This is a genomic window from Bradyrhizobium cedriense (assembly GCF_054602315.1).
In genome coordinates this window covers 100129-113287 of record NZ_JBTSWB010000011.1, presented here as the reverse complement: position 1 = coordinate 113287, position 13159 = coordinate 100129, and the positions used below count along the sequence as shown (strand labels likewise).

The window sequence follows — 13159 nt, the reverse complement described above, 5'->3', positions numbered from 1 at the left end:
CCGGACATTATCTGGGGCTCGGCTTCGATAAGTCCACGTCCCGCATGCGTAAAGGCCCGCGCACCGCGGGCCAATGACGCAGTTGTTACGCCGCCTCGCCTTCTTCCTTGGCAGGGGCGAGGATCTTCACCGAGCCGCCGGCCTTCTCGACCGCCGCGATCGCGGTCTTGGAGGCGCCGTGCACTTCGATGTTGAGCTTGGACTTGAGCTCGCCACGGCCGAGCAGCCGCAGGCCGCCCTTGGCGCGTCGCAGCACGCCGCCCTTCACCAAGGCCTCGACGTTCACGACGCTGCCAGCGTCGATCTTCTTGGCATCGACCGCTTCCTGGAGCCGGTCGAGATTGATCTCGGCGAACTCGACGCGGAAGATGTTGTTGAAGCCGCGCTTGGGCAGACGGCGATGCATCGGCATCTGACCGCCTTCGAAACCCTTGATGCGCACGCCCGAACGCGCAGTCTGGCCCTTGCCGCCGCGGCCGGACTGCTTGCCCTTGCCCGAACCGATGCCGCGGCCGACGCGCATGCGCTTCTTGCGCGAGCCGGCGTTGTCGGCGATATCGCTGAGCTTCATCGCCCTTCTCCTTGTGTCTTGCGCACGATCCTCACCGAAAACCGGGTGCCCGTTTCTCGGGATCCTGCGCCGTTTCTTACTTCTCGTCGACGATACGGACGAGATGGTGAACCTTCTCGATCATGCCGCGCACGGCCGGGGTGTCCGGCAATTCGCTGATGCGGCCGATCTTGTTGAGCTTGAGCCCGATCAGCGTCGAGCGCTGCGAATGATGGCGGCGGATCGCGCTGCCGGTCTGCTCGAGCTTGATCGTCTTTGCGGCCTTGGCCATCGTGGTCTACTCCGAAAAGCTTCCGTTAGTCGGCAGCCGCCTCGGCGTCACCACCGATACGGCGGGACTGGAGGGTGGACACCTTGATGTTGCGGCGGGCAGCGACCGATCGCGGCGAATCCTGATGCTTCAGCGCGTCGAAGGTGGCGCGAACCATGTTGTAGGGGTTCGACGAGCCGATCGACTTTGCCACCACGTCCTGGACGCCGAGGGTCTCGAACACCGCGCGCATCGGGCCGCCGGCGATGATGCCGGTGCCGGCCGGAGCGGCGCGCAGGTAGACACGGCCCGCACCATGGCGGCCGGCGATGTCGTGATGGAGCGTGCGGCCCTCGCGCAGCGACACGCGGGTCAGGTTACGCTTGGCGGATTCGGTCGCCTTGCGGATCGCCTCGGGCACTTCGCGCGCCTTGCCGTGACCGAAGCCGGCGCGGCCCTTCTGGTCGCCGATCACGACCAGCGCTGCGAAACCGAAGCGCTTGCCGCCCTTGACGACCTTGGCCACGCGGTTGATGTGGACGAGCTTGTCGACGAACTCGCTGTCGCGCTCCTCGCGCTCCCTGCGTTCACGTCCGCCGCCGCGTTGATCGCGTCCACCACGTTGTTCGCGTTCAGCTGCCATGGTTTTTCCAATCCTTCAGAGGCTTACGCCTCAATCCTCAAATTCCGTTAGAAGCTCAGCCCGCTCTCACGCGCCGCGTCGGCAAGAGCCTTGACGCGCCCGTGGTAGAGATAGCTGCCGCGATCGAACACGACTTCCTTGACGCCCTTTTCGGCAGCGCGCTCGGCCAGCAACTTGCCGACCGCCTTCGCCGCATCGATGTCGGCGCCGGTCTTGCCGCCGTCCCGCATTGCCTTCTCGAGCGAGGAGGCAGAGGCCAGCGTCTCGCCCTTCAGGTCGTCGATGACCTGGGCGTAGATGTGCTTGGACGAGCGGAATACCGACAGACGCGGACGGCCGCCGGCGGAGCGGCGCAGCTTCAGCCGCACACTCCGCTTGCGCCGGGCATTCGTAACCTTGGCTTTCGACATGACCGGCTCCGTTACTTCTTCTTGCCTTCCTTGCGGAAGATGAATTCGCCCACATACTTCACGCCCTTGCCCTTGTAGGGCTCCGGCGGACGATAAGCGCGAATTTCGGCTGCGACCTGACCGACGCGCTGGACGTCGCTGCCGGTCACCGTGATCTCGGTCGGCTTCGGCACCGTGATCGTGATCCCTTCGGGGATCGTATAGATCACGTCGTGGCTGTAGCCGAGCGCGAGCTGCAGGTTCTTGCCCTGCATCGCCGCGCGATAGCCGACGCCGGTGATCTCGAGCTTCTTCTCGAAGCCCTTGGTGACGCCTTCGACCAGATTCGCGACCTGAGCGCGAGCGGTGCCATACAGCGCCCGCGCGCGATTGGTCTCGGCACGCGGCTTGACCGTGACCTGGCCGTTCTCGAGTTTCACCTCGACGTCGTCATGAACGATGAACTGAAGCTGGCCCTTCGGCCCCTTCATCTTGACAGTCTGCCCATCGACGGTCGCGGTAACACCCGATGGTACCGGAACCGGCCTTTTGCCAACACGTGACATGGATCAAAAATCCTTCTCAGAACACCGTGAAGAGGACTTCACCGCCCACATTCGCGTCGCGCGCGCTGTGGTCGGCCATGATCCCCTTCGGCGTCGACAACACCGAAATGCCGAGCCCATTGTTGACCCGCGGCAGAGCCTTCACCGAGGCATACACCCGACGCCCAGGCTTGGAGACCCGTTCGATCTCGCGGATGACGGGCTCACCGTCGAAATACTTCAGCTCGATCTCGATCTCGCTGCGGCCCGAGGCATGCTCGACCGTGGCATAGCCACGGATGTAGCCTTCGCTCTTCAGCACCTCGAGCACGTTCTCGCGCATCTTCGAGCCGGGCGTGGAGACCTTGCTCTTGGAGCGCATCTGCGCGTTGCGGATGCGGGTGATCAGATCGCTGATTGGATCGTGCGTAGACATCTAAACGACCCTCCTTACCAGCTGGACTTCACGAGGCCCGGGACCATGCCCTTGGAGCCAAGGTCGCGCAGCGCGATACGGGACAGCTTGTTCTTGCGGTAGTTCGAGCGCGGGCGGCCCGACAGCTCGCAGCGCAGGCGGATGCGGGTCGCCGACGAGTTGCGCGGCATTTCCGCCAGCTTCAGGGTCGCGGCGAACCGCTCTTCCATCGGCAGCGTCTTGTCGGCGATGATCGCCTTCAAGCGCTCGCGCTTGGCGGCGGCGTTCTTCACCATCCGCTTGCGCCTGTTGTTCTTCTCGACTGAACTCTTCTTTGCCATGCTTGGCTCCTGGGTATCCGCGTTTGAGAGGCTTTAAGTCAGCGTCTCACTGCCGGAACGGGAAATTGAAAGCGGTCAACAAGGCCCTCGCCTCTTCGTCGGTCTTGGCCGTGGTGCAGACCGTGATGTCCATGCCGCGGGCTTCCGTGACCTTGTCGAAGTCGATCTCGGGGAAAATGATGTGCTCCTTGATGCCGAGCGAGTAGTTGCCGCGGCCGTCGAAGCTCTTCGGGTTCAGGCCGCGGAAGTCGCGGACGCGCGGCAGCGCGACCGTCACCAGGCGATCGATGAACTCGTACATGCGGGCCTTGCGCAGCGTGACCTTGCAGCCGATCGGCTGGTTCTCACGCAGCTTGAAGGTCGCGATCGCGATGCGCGAATAGGTCACGATCGCCTTCTGGCCGGCGATCTGGGTCAGTTCGGCGGCGGCGGTCTCGGCCTTCTTGCGGTCGTTGACGGAATCGCCCACGCCCATGTTCAGCACGACCTTGTCCAGACGCGGAACCTGCATGACGTTCTCGTAACCGAACTTCTCGGTCAGAGCCGTGCGGATATTCGCATCGTATTCCGCGCGCAGGCGCGGCGTGTAAGCGGCCTCAGCCATCGATCTCAGCTCCCGAGCTCTTGGCGATGCGGACCTTCTTGCCGTCCGCCAGAATCTTGAATCCGATGCGGGTCGGCTTTCCGTCCTTGCCGACATACGCGATGTTGGACAGTTGGATCGGCGCCTCTTTCGAGATGATGCCGCCCTCCTGGGCCTGCGTCTGCTTCTGGTGACGCTTGACCACGTTGATGCCGCGCACGAGCGCGGTGCCGGCGTCGGGACGAATTTCGAACACTTCACCGGTGCGGCCTTTGTCGCGGCCGGTCAGCACGACGACCTTGTCGCCCTTGCGGATCTTCGCAGCCATTACAACACCTCCGGCGCGAGCGAGATGATCTTCATGTGGTTCTTGGCGCGCAGCTCGCGGGGCACGGGCCCGAAGATACGGGTGCCAACCGGCTCGGACTGGTTGTTGATCAGGACGGCGGCGTTGCGGTCGAAGCGGATGACCGAACCGTCAGCGCGGCGGATGTCCTTGCGGACGCGCACCACGACGGCCTTCATCACGTCGCCCTTCTTCACCTTGCCACGCGGAATCGCTTCCTTGATCGACACGACGATGATGTCGCCGATCGTGGCGTAGCGGCGCTTGGAGCCCCCGAGCACCTTGATACACATGACACGGCGTGCGCCAGAATTGTCGGCCACGTCGAGGTTGGTCTGCATCTGAATCATTGATGCACCTCGTCCTCTTTCTCTTTGCGCCAGCCCAGCCGGCGCTCAACATTTCCCTGAAGTCAGTCGGCTAGAGCCAACAGATCAGGCGCTTTTCTTGTGTTCGCCCCGGATCACGACCCAGCGCTTCAACTTCGAAATCGGCTTCGATTCCTCGATCCACACCATGTCGCCCGGCTTGAACTGGTTGCTCTCGTCGTGCGCGTGGTAGTTCTTCGAACGGCGGATCGTCTTCTTGTAGATCGGGTGCGTGAAGCGGCGATCGACACGCACGACAATGGTCTTGGCTTGCTTGTCGCTGACGACCACGCCCTGCAAAGTACGTTTCGGCATCTTCGTAAGCCTCTTACTTCTTCTTCGCGCGCGTCTGCGCGGCGACGGTCTTGATCCGGGCGATGTCACGGCGGGCCTCGCGCAGGCGCGAGGTGTTCTCGAGCTGCCCGGTGGCGCGCTGGAAGCGCAGGTTGAAGCGCTCCTTCTTCAGATTCAGGATGGCGTCATCCTGCTGGTCGGGACTCATCGCGCGGATGTCTTCGATCTTCATCTGGGCCATGGCCATTACTCCGCAATGCGCTCGACGAAGCGCGTCTTGATCGGCAGCTTGGCTGCCGCCAGGGTCAGCGCCTCACGGGCCGTCTGGGTGTTGACGCCGTCGATCTCGAAAAGCACCCGGCCCGGCTTGACGCGCGCGACCCACAATTCCGGCGAACCCTTGCCGGAGCCCATGCGGACCTCAGCCGGCTTCTTCGACACCGGAACGTCGGGGAACACGCGGATCCAGACGCGGCCGGCGCGCTTCATGTGGCGGGTCAGCGCGCGGCGGGCGGCTTCGATCTGGCGTGCGGTGACGCGCTCAGGCTCGGTCGCCTTCAGGCCGAACTGGCCGAACGCCAACGTCGCGCCCGAAGACGCAACGCCGTGGATGCGGCCCTTGTGCGCCTTCCGGAACTTCGTTTTCTTAGGTTGCATCATGGCTTCAAGCCCTCAAATTCTTGGTGCAGCTCAGGCTGCAGCCGTGTCGCGGCGCTGACGGCCACCGCGATCGCCACTGCCGCCCGTCTCGCCCTCGGCCATTCTCTTGTCCTGGGCCATCGGATCATGCTCGAGGATCTCGCCCTTGAAGATCCAGACCTTGACGCCGCAGGTGCCGAAGGTCGTGAACGCAGTCGCAACGCCGTAGTCGATGTCGGCGCGCAGCGTGTGCAGCGGCACGCGACCTTCGCGGTACCACTCCATGCGCGCGATTTCCGCACCGCCCAGACGACCCGAGCAGTTGATGCGGATGCCTTCCGCGCCGAGACGCATCGCCGACTGCACGGCGCGCTTCATGGCGCGGCGGAAAGCCACGCGGCGCTCCAGCTGCTGCGCGATCGATTCCGCCACCAGCGTTGCATCGAGTTCCGGCTTGCGGATTTCGACGATGTTGATGACGACGTCGGACGAAGTGATGTCCGCGACCTTCTTGCGCAGCTTGTCGATGTCGGCGCCCTTCTTGCCGATCACCACGCCCGGACGAGCCGAGTGGATCGTGACACGGCACTTCTTGTGCGGACGCTCGATCACGATGCGGGCGACAGCCGCCTGCTTGAGCTCCTTGTGCAGGATCTCACGGATCTTGACGTCCTCGTGCAACAGCTTGCCGTATTCCTGCTTGCCGGCGAACCAGCGGGAATCCCAGGTCCGGTTGATGCCGAGACGCAGACCGATCGGATTGATCTTTTGACCCATCGTGTGCTCCTGCGTCCCTTAGGCCGCTGCTTCGGCTTCGACCTGACGAACGATGATCGTCAGCTGCGAAAATGGTTTGTAGACACGGCCCGAACGGCCGCGGCCGCGGGCGGCAAAGCGTTTCATCACGAGGCCGTTGCCGACGAAGGCCTGCGCCACGACGAGATCGTCGACGTCGAGGTCGTGGTTGTTCTCGGCGTTAGCGATAGCCGATTCCAGGCACTTCTTCACGTCGACAGCGATCCGCTTGCGCGAAAACTGCAGATCGGCGAGCGCAGAAGCCGCCTTCCGGCCGCGAATGAGCTGGGCGACCAGGTTGAGCTTCTGCGGGCTCACCCGCAGCATCCGGGCGACCGCCTTGGCCTCGTTCTCGGCGAGGCTCCGTTCGCGCTTAGGTTTGCTCATCGTTCAATCCTCAAGCCTTCTTGGCTTTCTTGTCGCCGGAGTGGCCATGGAAGGTCCGGGTCGGCGAGAACTCGCCGAACTTGTGACCAACCATTTCCTCGTTGACGGCCACCGGCACGTGCTTCTGACCGTTGTAGACGCCGAAGGTCAGGCCAACGAACTGCGGCAGAATCGTCGAGCGACGGCTCCAGATCTTGATGACGTCGTGACGGCCGGACGCGCGCGCGGCATCTGCCTTCTTGAGCAGAGAACCCTCGACGAACGGGCCTTTCCAGACTGAACGAACCATGTCCGGCGTTCCTTACTTCTTCCGCTTGTGGCGGCTTAGGAGAATGAATTTGTTGGTCGACTTGTTGGAGCGGGTCTTCTTGCCCTTGGTCGGCTTGCCCCACGGTGTGACCGGGTGGCGACCGCCCGAGGTCCGACCTTCACCACCGCCGTGCGGATGGTCGATCGGGTTCATCGAAACGCCGCGGTTATGCGGCTTGCGGCCCAGCCAACGGTTCCGGCCGGCCTTGCCGATCGAGGTGTTCATGTGATCCGGGTTCGACACCGCGCCGATCGTGCCGCGGCAACGGCCGTGCACGAGACGCTGCTCACCCGAGTTCAGGCGGATGATCACGTAGTCCTGGTCGCGGCCGACGAGCTGGGCGTAGGTGCCCGCGGAACGGGCGAGCTGGCCGCCCTTCCCGATCTTGAGCTCGATGTTATGGATGATGGTGCCGACCGGCATGTTGCCGAGCGGCATGACGTTGCCTGGCTTCACGTCGACGTAGTTGCCGGCAACCACGGTATCGCCGACGGCCAAGCGTTGCGGCGCCAGGATATAGGCCTGGGTGCCGTCCTCATACTTGACCAGCGCGATGAACGCGGTGCGGTTCGGATCGTATTCCAGCCGTTCGACCGTCGCGGGCGCATCGACCTTGTCGCGCTTGAAGTCGACGGTGCGCAGGGTCTGCTTGTGACCGCCGCCGCGGAAGCGCACGGTGATGCGACCAGTATTGTTGCGACCGCCCGAGGAGTGCTTGCCTTCGGTAAGCGCCTTGACCGGCTTGCCCTTGTACAGGGCCGAACGATCGACCATGACCAGCTGGCGCTGGCCCGGCGTCGTGGGATTGAATGTCTTCAGTGCCATCGTCGTACGACCTTACAGACCGGTGGTCACGTCGATCCGGTGGCCCTCTTCGAGGGTCACGATCGCGCGCTTGCTGTTCGACTGCGAACCGAGATTGCCGCGGAAGACCTTGGTCTTGCCTTTGCGGACCAGCGTGTTGACGCTCTTGACCTTGACGTCGAACAGCTTCTCGATCGCTTCCTTGATCTGCGGCTTGGTCGCCTTCGCGGCCACCTTGAACAGCACCTTGTTGTGCTCCGAGGCGATCGTCGCCTTCTCGGTCACGACCGGTGACAGGATCACGTCGTAGTGGCGAGGCTCGATGTTCTTCGTCATTTGAAGCGCGCCTCCAGCGCATCGATGGCGGCCTTGGTCAGAACGAGCTTCTGACGGCGCAGGATGTCATAGACGTTGATACCCTGGATCGGCAGCACGTCCATGTTCGGGATGTTGCGGGCCGCGGCGGCGAAGCCGTTGTTGAGCTCCGCGCCGTCGATGATCAGCGCGTTGGTCAAGCCCAGACCCGAGAAATGACCAAGCAGCGCCTTGGTCTTGGCGGCCTCCAGCGCGGCCTTCTCGATCACGACGAGATCGCCGTCCTTGGCCTTGGCCGAGAGCGCATGCTTGAGGGCGAGCGCGCGGACCTTCTTCGGCAAGTCGGTGGCGTGCGAGCGCACCACCGGACCGAAGGCACGGCCACCGCCACGGAACTGCGGCACGCGGGCCGAGCCGTGACGAGCACCGCCGGTGCCCTTCTGTTTGTACATCTTCTTGCCGGTGCGCCAGATCTCGGCGCGGCCCTTGGCCTTGTGCGTGCCGGCCTGGCGCTTGTTGAGCTGCCACTGCACGCAACGCGCGATGATGTCTTCGCGCGGCTCGAGGCCGAAAATGGCATCGGAAAGCTGGACCGAACCGGCTTCCTTACCTTCGAGGGTGGTGACCTTCAATTCCATCTCAAGCCTCCTGCGCAGCCGGAGCGGCTTCCGCGTCGCCAGCAACCTTGAACTTGCCGGGCTTCGGAGCTTCCTTCGGCAGCGGCTTCTTGACGGCGTCGCGCACACGGATCCAACCGCCCTTGGAGCCGGGAACGGCGCCTTCGACGAGGATCAGGCCGCGCTCGACATCGGTCTGGACGACGCGAAGGTTGAGCGTGGTGATGCGGTCGACACCCATGTGGCCGGGCATCTTCTTGTTCTTCCAGGTCTTGCCGGGATCCTGACGACCACCGGTCGAACCGATGGAGCGATGCGAGATCGACACACCGTGTGTGGCGCGCAGACCGCCGAAGTTCCAGCGCTTCATACCGCCCGCGAACCCCTTACCGACAGAGGTGCCGGTGACGTCGACGAACTGGCCGACGACGAAGTGGTCAGCCTGGATCTCGGCGCCGACCGGGATCATGGCATCCGCGGTGACGCGGAATTCCTCGACCCGGCGCTTCGGCTCGACCTTTGCGACCGCGAACTGGCCGCGCTCGGCCTTGGGCATGTAAACGGTCTTGCGGCTGCCAGAACCAAGCTGGAGCGCGACGTAACCGTTCTTCTCTTCGGTGCGGTGGCCTACGACCTGGCAATTGCCGAGCTTCAGCACGGTCACGGGAATATGTTCGCCGGCCTCCGTGAAGACCCGCGTCATCCCGACCTTTTGTGCGATCACTCCGGAGCGCATCGGCTTGCTTCCTGTTCTTTCTGTCCTTGCGGACTAGCTAATCTTCGTAGTGAGCAAGACCCGGTCCGAGAACCGGTGCCCACTTCTCGGGGTCTTGCTCAGAGCTTGATCTCGACGTCGACACCGGCGGCCAGGTCAAGCTTCATCAAAGCATCGACGGTCTGCGGGGTCGGATCGACGATGTCGAGCAGGCGCTTGTGAGTGCGCATCTCGAACTGTTCGCGGCTCTTCTTGTCGACGTGGGGCGAACGGTTGACGGTGAACTTCTCGATGCGCGTCGGCAGCGGAATGGGTCCGCGGACCTGCGCGCCGGTACGCTTCGCCGTGTTCACGATCTCGCGGGTCGACGTATCGAGGATACGATGGTCGAACGCCTTGAGACGGATACGAATGTTTTGGCCGTTCATTGCCGTGCTTTCTCTAGTGAGTGGCGAGTAGCGAGTAGCGAATAGAATCCCCTATCCGCCACTCCCCATTCCCTATTCGCTTGTTACTCGATGATCGAGGCGACGACGCCGGCGCCGACGGTGCGGCCGCCTTCGCGGATCGCGAAGCGGAGCTTCTCTTCCATCGCGATCGGCACGATCAGGTGCACTTCCATCGCGATGTTGTCGCCCGGCATCACCATCTCGGTGCCTTCCGGCAGGTGCACGACACCGGTCACGTCGGTGGTGCGGAAGTAGAACTGCGGACGGTAGTTGGTGAAGAACGGGGTGTGACGGCCGCCCTCTTCCTTGGTGAGGATGTAGGCCTCGGCCTTGAACTTGGTGTGCGGCTTGACCGAACCCGGCTTGGCCAGAACCTGGCCGCGCTCGACGTCCTCGCGCTTGGTGCCGCGGAGCAGCGCACCGATGTTGTCGCCCGCCTGCCCCTGATCGAGCAGCTTGCGGAACATTTCGACGCCGGTGACGGTGGTCTTCTGGGTCGCACGCAGACCGACGATCTCGATTTCCTCGCCGACCTTGACGATGCCGCGCTCGACACGGCCGGTCACGACGGTGCCGCGGCCCGAGATCGAGAACACGTCTTCAACCGGCATCAGGAATGGCTGGTCGATCGGGCGCTCCGGCTGCGGGATGTACTCGTCGACGTTGCGCATCAATTCGAGGATGGCGTCGTGGCCGAGCTTCTTGTCGGAATCTTCGAGAGCGGCGAGCGCCGAACCCTTGATGATCGGGATCTTGTCGCCGGGGAATTCGTACTTCGACAGCAACTCGCGGACCTCGAGCTCGACGAGTTCGAGCAGCTCCGGATCGTCGACCATGTCGCACTTGTTGAGGAACACGACGAGTGCGGGCACGCCGACCTGGCGGGCGAGCAGGATGTGCTCGCGGGTCTGCGGCATCGGGCCGTCAGCGGCCGACACGACCAGGATCGCGCCGTCCATCTGGGCGGCACCGGTGATCATGTTCTTCACGTAGTCGGCATGGCCGGGGCAGTCGACGTGGGCGTAGTGGCGGTTCTGCGTCTCATACTCGACGTGCGCGGTCGAGATGGTGATGCCGCGCGCCTTCTCTTCCGGCGCCTTGTCGATCTGGTCGTACGCGGTGAACGTCGCACCGCCGGTCTCGGCGAGGATCTTGGTGATCGCCGCGGTCAGCGACGTCTTACCATGGTCGACGTGACCGATGGTGCCGATGTTGCAGTGCGGCTTGTTACGTTCAAACTTTGCTTTGGCCATTTGACTCTCCGTTCAATCGTCAGCTTGAGACCGACGACAATCAGGCAAACTTCTTCTGGACTTCTGCCGACACGTTGGCCGGCGCTTCTGCGTAGTGGTCGAACTGCATGGTGAAGGTCGCGCGACCCTGGCTCATCGAGCGCAGATTGTTCACGTAACCGAACATGTTCATGAGCGGCACCATCGCGTTGATGACGTTGGCATTGCCGCGCATGTCCTGACCCTGGATCTGACCGCGCCGCGAATTCAGGTCGCCGATGACCGAACCGGTGTAGTCTTCCGGGGTCACCACTTCGACCTTCATGATCGGCTCGAGCAGGACGGACTTACCCTTCTGCAAGGCTTCGCGGAATGCCGCGCGCGATGCGATTTCGAAGGCCAGCGCCGACGAGTCGACGTCGTGATACTTGCCGTCGACGAGCTGAACCTTGACGTCGACCACGGGGAAGCCCGCAACGACACCAGAGCTCATCACGCTGTTGAGGCCCTTTTCGACGCCGGGGATGTATTCCTTCGGAACCGCACCGCCGACGATCTTGGACTCGAACTCGTAGCCCTTGCCGGGCTCGTTCGGCTCGACCACGATCGACACTTCCGCGAACTGACCGGTACCGCCGGTCTGCTTCTTGTGGGTGTACTTGACCTCGGCCTTCTTGGTGACGCGCTCACGGAACGCAACCTGCGGCGCGCCGATGTTGGCGTCGACCTTGTAGGTGCGCTTGAGGATGTCGACCTTGATGTCGAGATGGAGTTCGCCCATGCCCTTGAGGATGGTCTGGCCGGACTCCTGGTCGGTCGACACGCGGAAGGACGGATCCTCAGCGGCGAGCTTGGCCAGCGCCACGCCCAGCTTTTCCTGGTCGGCCTTGGACTTCGGCTCGATCGCGATCTCGATGACCGGCTCGGGGAATTCCATCTTCTCGAGGATCACCTGCTTGTCGGGATCGCACAGCGTGTCACCGGTGCGCGCTTCCTTCAGGCCCGCCAGCGCGACGATATCGCCGGCATAGGCTTCCTTGATGTCTTCGCGGTTGTTCGCATGCATCAGCAGCATGCGCCCGATGCGCTCCTTCTTCTCGCGCGTCGAGTTCACGACGCCGGTGCCGCTCTGCAGGACGCCCGAGTAGATGCGGCAGAAGGTAATGGTGCCGACGAACGGGTCGTCCATGATCTTGAACGCGAGCAGCGCGAGCGGCTCCTTGTCGTCGGCCTTGCGCACGACCTCGTTGCCGCGGTCGTCGGTGCCCTTGATCGCGGGCACGTCGATCGGCGACGGCAGATAGTCGACGACGGCGTCGAGCAGCGGCTGCACGCCCTTGTTCTTGAAGGCCGAGCCGCACAGCACGGGATAGAACGCACCAGTCAGCACTGCCTTGCGGATCAGCCGCTTCAGCGTCGCTTCGTCCGGCTCGATGCCGTCGAGGAAGGCGGCCAGCGCGTCGTCGTCGAGCTCGACGGCGGCCTCCACCATCTTCTCGCGGTATTCCTTTGCCTGATCGACGAGATCTTCCGGAATGTCGACGTAGTCGAACTTCGCACCGAGCGCCTCGTCGTTCCAGACGATGCCCTTCATCTTCACGAGATCGACGAGACCCTTGAAGTTGTTCTCGGCACCGATCGGAAGCTGGATCGCGATCGGCTTGGCACCGAGGCGGTCAACGATGTCGGACAGGCACTTGAAGAAGTCGGCGCCGGTCTTGTCCATCTTGTTGGCGAAGACGATGCGCGGAACCTTGTACTTGTCGCCCTGGCGCCAGACGGTCTCGGTCTGAGGCTCGACGCCCTGGTTCGAGTCGAGCACGCAGACGGCGCCGTCGAGCACACGCAGCGAACGCTCGACTTCGATGGTGAAGTCGACGTGGCCGGGGGTGTCGATGATATTCAGGCGCTTGCCGGCCCAGAACGCAGTGGTCGCAGCCGAGGTGATCGTGATGCCACGCTCCTGCTCCTGCTCCATCCAGTCCATCGTCGCGGCACCTTCGTGCACTTCGCCGATTTTGTGGCTCTTGCCGGTGTAATAGAGGATGCGCTCGGTCGTCGTGGTCTTGCCGGCGTCGATATGCGCCATGATACCGAAATTACGGTAGTCCTCGATGGCATGTTGGCGGGGCATGGGTGGTTCCTTGCGAG

23 protein-coding genes are annotated in these 13159 nt (G+C 63.3%); all 23 read right to left on the bottom strand.

All coding sequences use genetic code 11. The features are described from left to right. Nucleotides 1-85 precede the first annotated feature (85 nt). Nucleotides 86-571: a 50S ribosomal protein L15 gene (rplO, locus tag ACYCVF_RS34370; RefSeq protein WP_074116733.1), complete on the bottom strand. Its 486-nt coding sequence runs from the start codon at nt 569-571 to the stop codon at nt 86-88. Nucleotides 572-647: 76 nt separating this feature from the next. Next, complete coding sequence (gene rpmD / locus ACYCVF_RS34365) at nt 648-842, bottom strand: 50S ribosomal protein L30 (protein ID WP_027554162.1); 195 nt, start codon at nt 840-842, stop codon at nt 648-650. A 25-nt stretch (nt 843-867) separates the two neighbouring features. Then, nucleotides 868-1464, bottom strand: a complete 597-nt coding sequence (gene rpsE, locus ACYCVF_RS34360; RefSeq protein ID WP_014494507.1) for a 30S ribosomal protein S5 — start codon at nt 1462-1464, stop codon at nt 868-870. 47 nt (nt 1465-1511) lie between these two features. Beyond that, complete coding sequence (gene rplR, locus ACYCVF_RS34355; protein ID WP_025036986.1) at nt 1512-1874, bottom strand: 50S ribosomal protein L18; 363 nt, start codon at nt 1872-1874, stop codon at nt 1512-1514. 11 nt (nt 1875-1885) lie between these two features. Further along, on the bottom strand, nt 1886-2419 hold the full coding sequence (rplF, locus tag ACYCVF_RS34350; protein ID WP_459604122.1) for a 50S ribosomal protein L6: 534 nt from the start codon (nt 2417-2419) through the stop codon (nt 1886-1888). A gap of 16 nt (nt 2420-2435) precedes the next feature. Further along, entirely contained in the window at nt 2436-2834 is a 399-nt protein-coding gene (gene rpsH, locus ACYCVF_RS34345) for a 30S ribosomal protein S8 (protein ID WP_459604121.1), read from the bottom strand. 14 nt (nt 2835-2848) lie between these two features. Further along, entirely contained in the window at nt 2849-3154 is a 306-nt protein-coding gene (rpsN, locus tag ACYCVF_RS34340) for a 30S ribosomal protein S14 (RefSeq protein WP_024342455.1), read from the bottom strand. Between the two features lie 46 nt (nt 3155-3200). Further along, nucleotides 3201-3758, bottom strand: a complete 558-nt coding sequence (gene rplE, locus ACYCVF_RS34335) for a 50S ribosomal protein L5 (RefSeq protein ID WP_028137019.1) — start codon at nt 3756-3758, stop codon at nt 3201-3203. Continuing rightward, a complete protein-coding gene (gene rplX / locus ACYCVF_RS34330; RefSeq protein ID WP_459604120.1) occupies nt 3751-4065 on the bottom strand; it encodes a 50S ribosomal protein L24 in 315 nt (104 codons plus the stop codon). The genes rplE and rplX overlap by 8 nt, the downstream gene beginning before the upstream one ends. Further along, nucleotides 4065-4433 carry a 50S ribosomal protein L14 gene (gene rplN, locus ACYCVF_RS34325; RefSeq protein WP_007603030.1) on the bottom strand — a complete coding sequence of 123 codons (369 nt, stop codon included), beginning with the start codon at nt 4431-4433 and terminating at the stop codon, nt 4065-4067. The genes rplX and rplN overlap by 1 nt, the downstream gene beginning before the upstream one ends. 84 nt (nt 4434-4517) lie before the next feature. After that, nucleotides 4518-4766: a 30S ribosomal protein S17 gene (rpsQ, locus tag ACYCVF_RS34320; RefSeq protein ID WP_097658742.1), complete on the bottom strand. Its 249-nt coding sequence runs from the start codon at nt 4764-4766 to the stop codon at nt 4518-4520. 13 nt (nt 4767-4779) lie between these two features. Beyond that, entirely contained in the window at nt 4780-4986 is a 207-nt protein-coding gene (gene rpmC, locus ACYCVF_RS34315; RefSeq protein ID WP_011088144.1) for a 50S ribosomal protein L29, read from the bottom strand. A 5-nt stretch (nt 4987-4991) separates the two neighbouring features. Continuing rightward, entirely contained in the window at nt 4992-5405 is a 414-nt protein-coding gene (rplP, locus tag ACYCVF_RS34310; protein WP_008136349.1) for a 50S ribosomal protein L16, read from the bottom strand. Nucleotides 5406-5435: 30 nt separating this feature from the next. Next, nucleotides 5436-6161 (bottom strand): 30S ribosomal protein S3, encoded by a 726-nt coding sequence (gene rpsC, locus ACYCVF_RS34305; RefSeq protein WP_014494500.1) that lies wholly within the window; start codon nt 6159-6161, stop codon nt 5436-5438. An 18-nt stretch (nt 6162-6179) separates the two neighbouring features. Then, the gene (rplV, locus tag ACYCVF_RS34300; RefSeq protein WP_092034894.1) at nt 6180-6566 is read right to left on the bottom strand and encodes a 50S ribosomal protein L22; all 387 of its coding nucleotides are present in this window, start codon (nt 6564-6566) and stop codon (nt 6180-6182) included. A 10-nt stretch (nt 6567-6576) separates the two neighbouring features. Next, entirely contained in the window at nt 6577-6855 is a 279-nt protein-coding gene (gene rpsS / locus ACYCVF_RS34295) for a 30S ribosomal protein S19 (protein ID WP_008136357.1), read from the bottom strand. 12 nt (nt 6856-6867) lie between these two features. Further along, nucleotides 6868-7701, bottom strand: a complete 834-nt coding sequence (rplB, locus tag ACYCVF_RS34290; protein WP_459604119.1) for a 50S ribosomal protein L2 — start codon at nt 7699-7701, stop codon at nt 6868-6870. 12 nt (nt 7702-7713) lie between these two features. Further along, a complete protein-coding gene (locus ACYCVF_RS34285; RefSeq protein ID WP_008136362.1) occupies nt 7714-8016 on the bottom strand; it encodes a 50S ribosomal protein L23 in 303 nt (100 codons plus the stop codon). Then, nucleotides 8013-8633 carry a 50S ribosomal protein L4 gene (gene rplD, locus ACYCVF_RS34280; protein ID WP_018647243.1) on the bottom strand — a complete coding sequence of 207 codons (621 nt, stop codon included), beginning with the start codon at nt 8631-8633 and terminating at the stop codon, nt 8013-8015. The genes ACYCVF_RS34285 and rplD overlap by 4 nt, the downstream gene beginning before the upstream one ends. 1 nt (nt 8634) lies before the next feature. After that, nucleotides 8635-9348: a 50S ribosomal protein L3 gene (gene rplC, locus ACYCVF_RS34275; protein ID WP_025036993.1), complete on the bottom strand. Its 714-nt coding sequence runs from the start codon at nt 9346-9348 to the stop codon at nt 8635-8637. A gap of 98 nt (nt 9349-9446) precedes the next feature. Further along, complete coding sequence (gene rpsJ / locus ACYCVF_RS34270) at nt 9447-9755, bottom strand: 30S ribosomal protein S10 (RefSeq protein WP_002712302.1); 309 nt, start codon at nt 9753-9755, stop codon at nt 9447-9449. Between the two features lie 83 nt (nt 9756-9838). After that, nucleotides 9839-11029: an elongation factor Tu gene (gene tuf, locus ACYCVF_RS34265; protein WP_459604118.1), complete on the bottom strand. Its 1191-nt coding sequence runs from the start codon at nt 11027-11029 to the stop codon at nt 9839-9841. A gap of 40 nt (nt 11030-11069) precedes the next feature. Then, on the bottom strand, nt 11070-13142 hold the full coding sequence (fusA, locus tag ACYCVF_RS34260) for an elongation factor G (RefSeq protein WP_459604117.1): 2073 nt from the start codon (nt 13140-13142) through the stop codon (nt 11070-11072). Nucleotides 13143-13159 lie beyond the last annotated feature (17 nt).

What these genes read in the sequence shown, in the direction of transcription:
- rplO (WP_074116733.1), bottom strand. Translation starts at nt 571, where the DNA reads ATGAAGCTCAGCGATATCGCCGACAACGCCGGCTCGCGCAAGAAGCGC.
- rpmD (WP_027554162.1), bottom strand. Translation starts at nt 842, where the DNA reads ATGGCCAAGGCCGCAAAGACGATCAAGCTCGAGCAGACCGGCAGCGCG.
- rpsE (WP_014494507.1), bottom strand. Translation starts at nt 1,464, where the DNA reads ATGGCAGCTGAACGCGAACAACGTGGTGGACGCGATCAACGCGGCGGC.
- rplR (WP_025036986.1), bottom strand. Translation starts at nt 1,874, where the DNA reads ATGTCGAAAGCCAAGGTTACGAATGCCCGGCGCAAGCGGAGTGTGCGG.
- rplF (WP_459604122.1), bottom strand. Translation starts at nt 2,419, where the DNA reads ATGTCACGTGTTGGCAAAAGGCCGGTTCCGGTACCATCGGGTGTTACC.
- rpsH (WP_459604121.1), bottom strand. Translation starts at nt 2,834, where the DNA reads ATGTCTACGCACGATCCAATCAGCGATCTGATCACCCGCATCCGCAAC.
- rpsN (WP_024342455.1), bottom strand. Translation starts at nt 3,154, where the DNA reads ATGGCAAAGAAGAGTTCAGTCGAGAAGAACAACAGGCGCAAGCGGATG.
- rplE (WP_028137019.1), bottom strand. Translation starts at nt 3,758, where the DNA reads ATGGCTGAGGCCGCTTACACGCCGCGCCTGCGCGCGGAATACGATGCG.
- rplX (WP_459604120.1), bottom strand. Translation starts at nt 4,065, where the DNA reads ATGGCTGCGAAGATCCGCAAGGGCGACAAGGTCGTCGTGCTGACCGGC.
- rplN (WP_007603030.1), bottom strand. Translation starts at nt 4,433, where the DNA reads ATGATTCAGATGCAGACCAACCTCGACGTGGCCGACAATTCTGGCGCA.
- rpsQ (WP_097658742.1), bottom strand. Translation starts at nt 4,766, where the DNA reads ATGCCGAAACGTACTTTGCAGGGCGTGGTCGTCAGCGACAAGCAAGCC.
- rpmC (WP_011088144.1), bottom strand. Translation starts at nt 4,986, where the DNA reads ATGGCCCAGATGAAGATCGAAGACATCCGCGCGATGAGTCCCGACCAG.
- rplP (WP_008136349.1), bottom strand. Translation starts at nt 5,405, where the DNA reads ATGATGCAACCTAAGAAAACGAAGTTCCGGAAGGCGCACAAGGGCCGC.
- rpsC (WP_014494500.1), bottom strand. Translation starts at nt 6,161, where the DNA reads ATGGGTCAAAAGATCAATCCGATCGGTCTGCGTCTCGGCATCAACCGG.
- rplV (WP_092034894.1), bottom strand. Translation starts at nt 6,566, where the DNA reads ATGAGCAAACCTAAGCGCGAACGGAGCCTCGCCGAGAACGAGGCCAAG.
- rpsS (WP_008136357.1), bottom strand. Translation starts at nt 6,855, where the DNA reads ATGGTTCGTTCAGTCTGGAAAGGCCCGTTCGTCGAGGGTTCTCTGCTC.
- rplB (WP_459604119.1), bottom strand. Translation starts at nt 7,701, where the DNA reads ATGGCACTGAAGACATTCAATCCCACGACGCCGGGCCAGCGCCAGCTG.
- ACYCVF_RS34285 (WP_008136362.1), bottom strand. Translation starts at nt 8,016, where the DNA reads ATGACGAAGAACATCGAGCCTCGCCACTACGACGTGATCCTGTCACCG.
- rplD (WP_018647243.1), bottom strand. Translation starts at nt 8,633, where the DNA reads ATGGAATTGAAGGTCACCACCCTCGAAGGTAAGGAAGCCGGTTCGGTC.
- rplC (WP_025036993.1), bottom strand. Translation starts at nt 9,348, where the DNA reads ATGCGCTCCGGAGTGATCGCACAAAAGGTCGGGATGACGCGGGTCTTC.
- rpsJ (WP_002712302.1), bottom strand. Translation starts at nt 9,755, where the DNA reads ATGAACGGCCAAAACATTCGTATCCGTCTCAAGGCGTTCGACCATCGT.
- tuf (WP_459604118.1), bottom strand. Translation starts at nt 11,029, where the DNA reads ATGGCCAAAGCAAAGTTTGAACGTAACAAGCCGCACTGCAACATCGGC.
- fusA (WP_459604117.1), bottom strand. Translation starts at nt 13,142, where the DNA reads ATGCCCCGCCAACATGCCATCGAGGACTACCGTAATTTCGGTATCATG.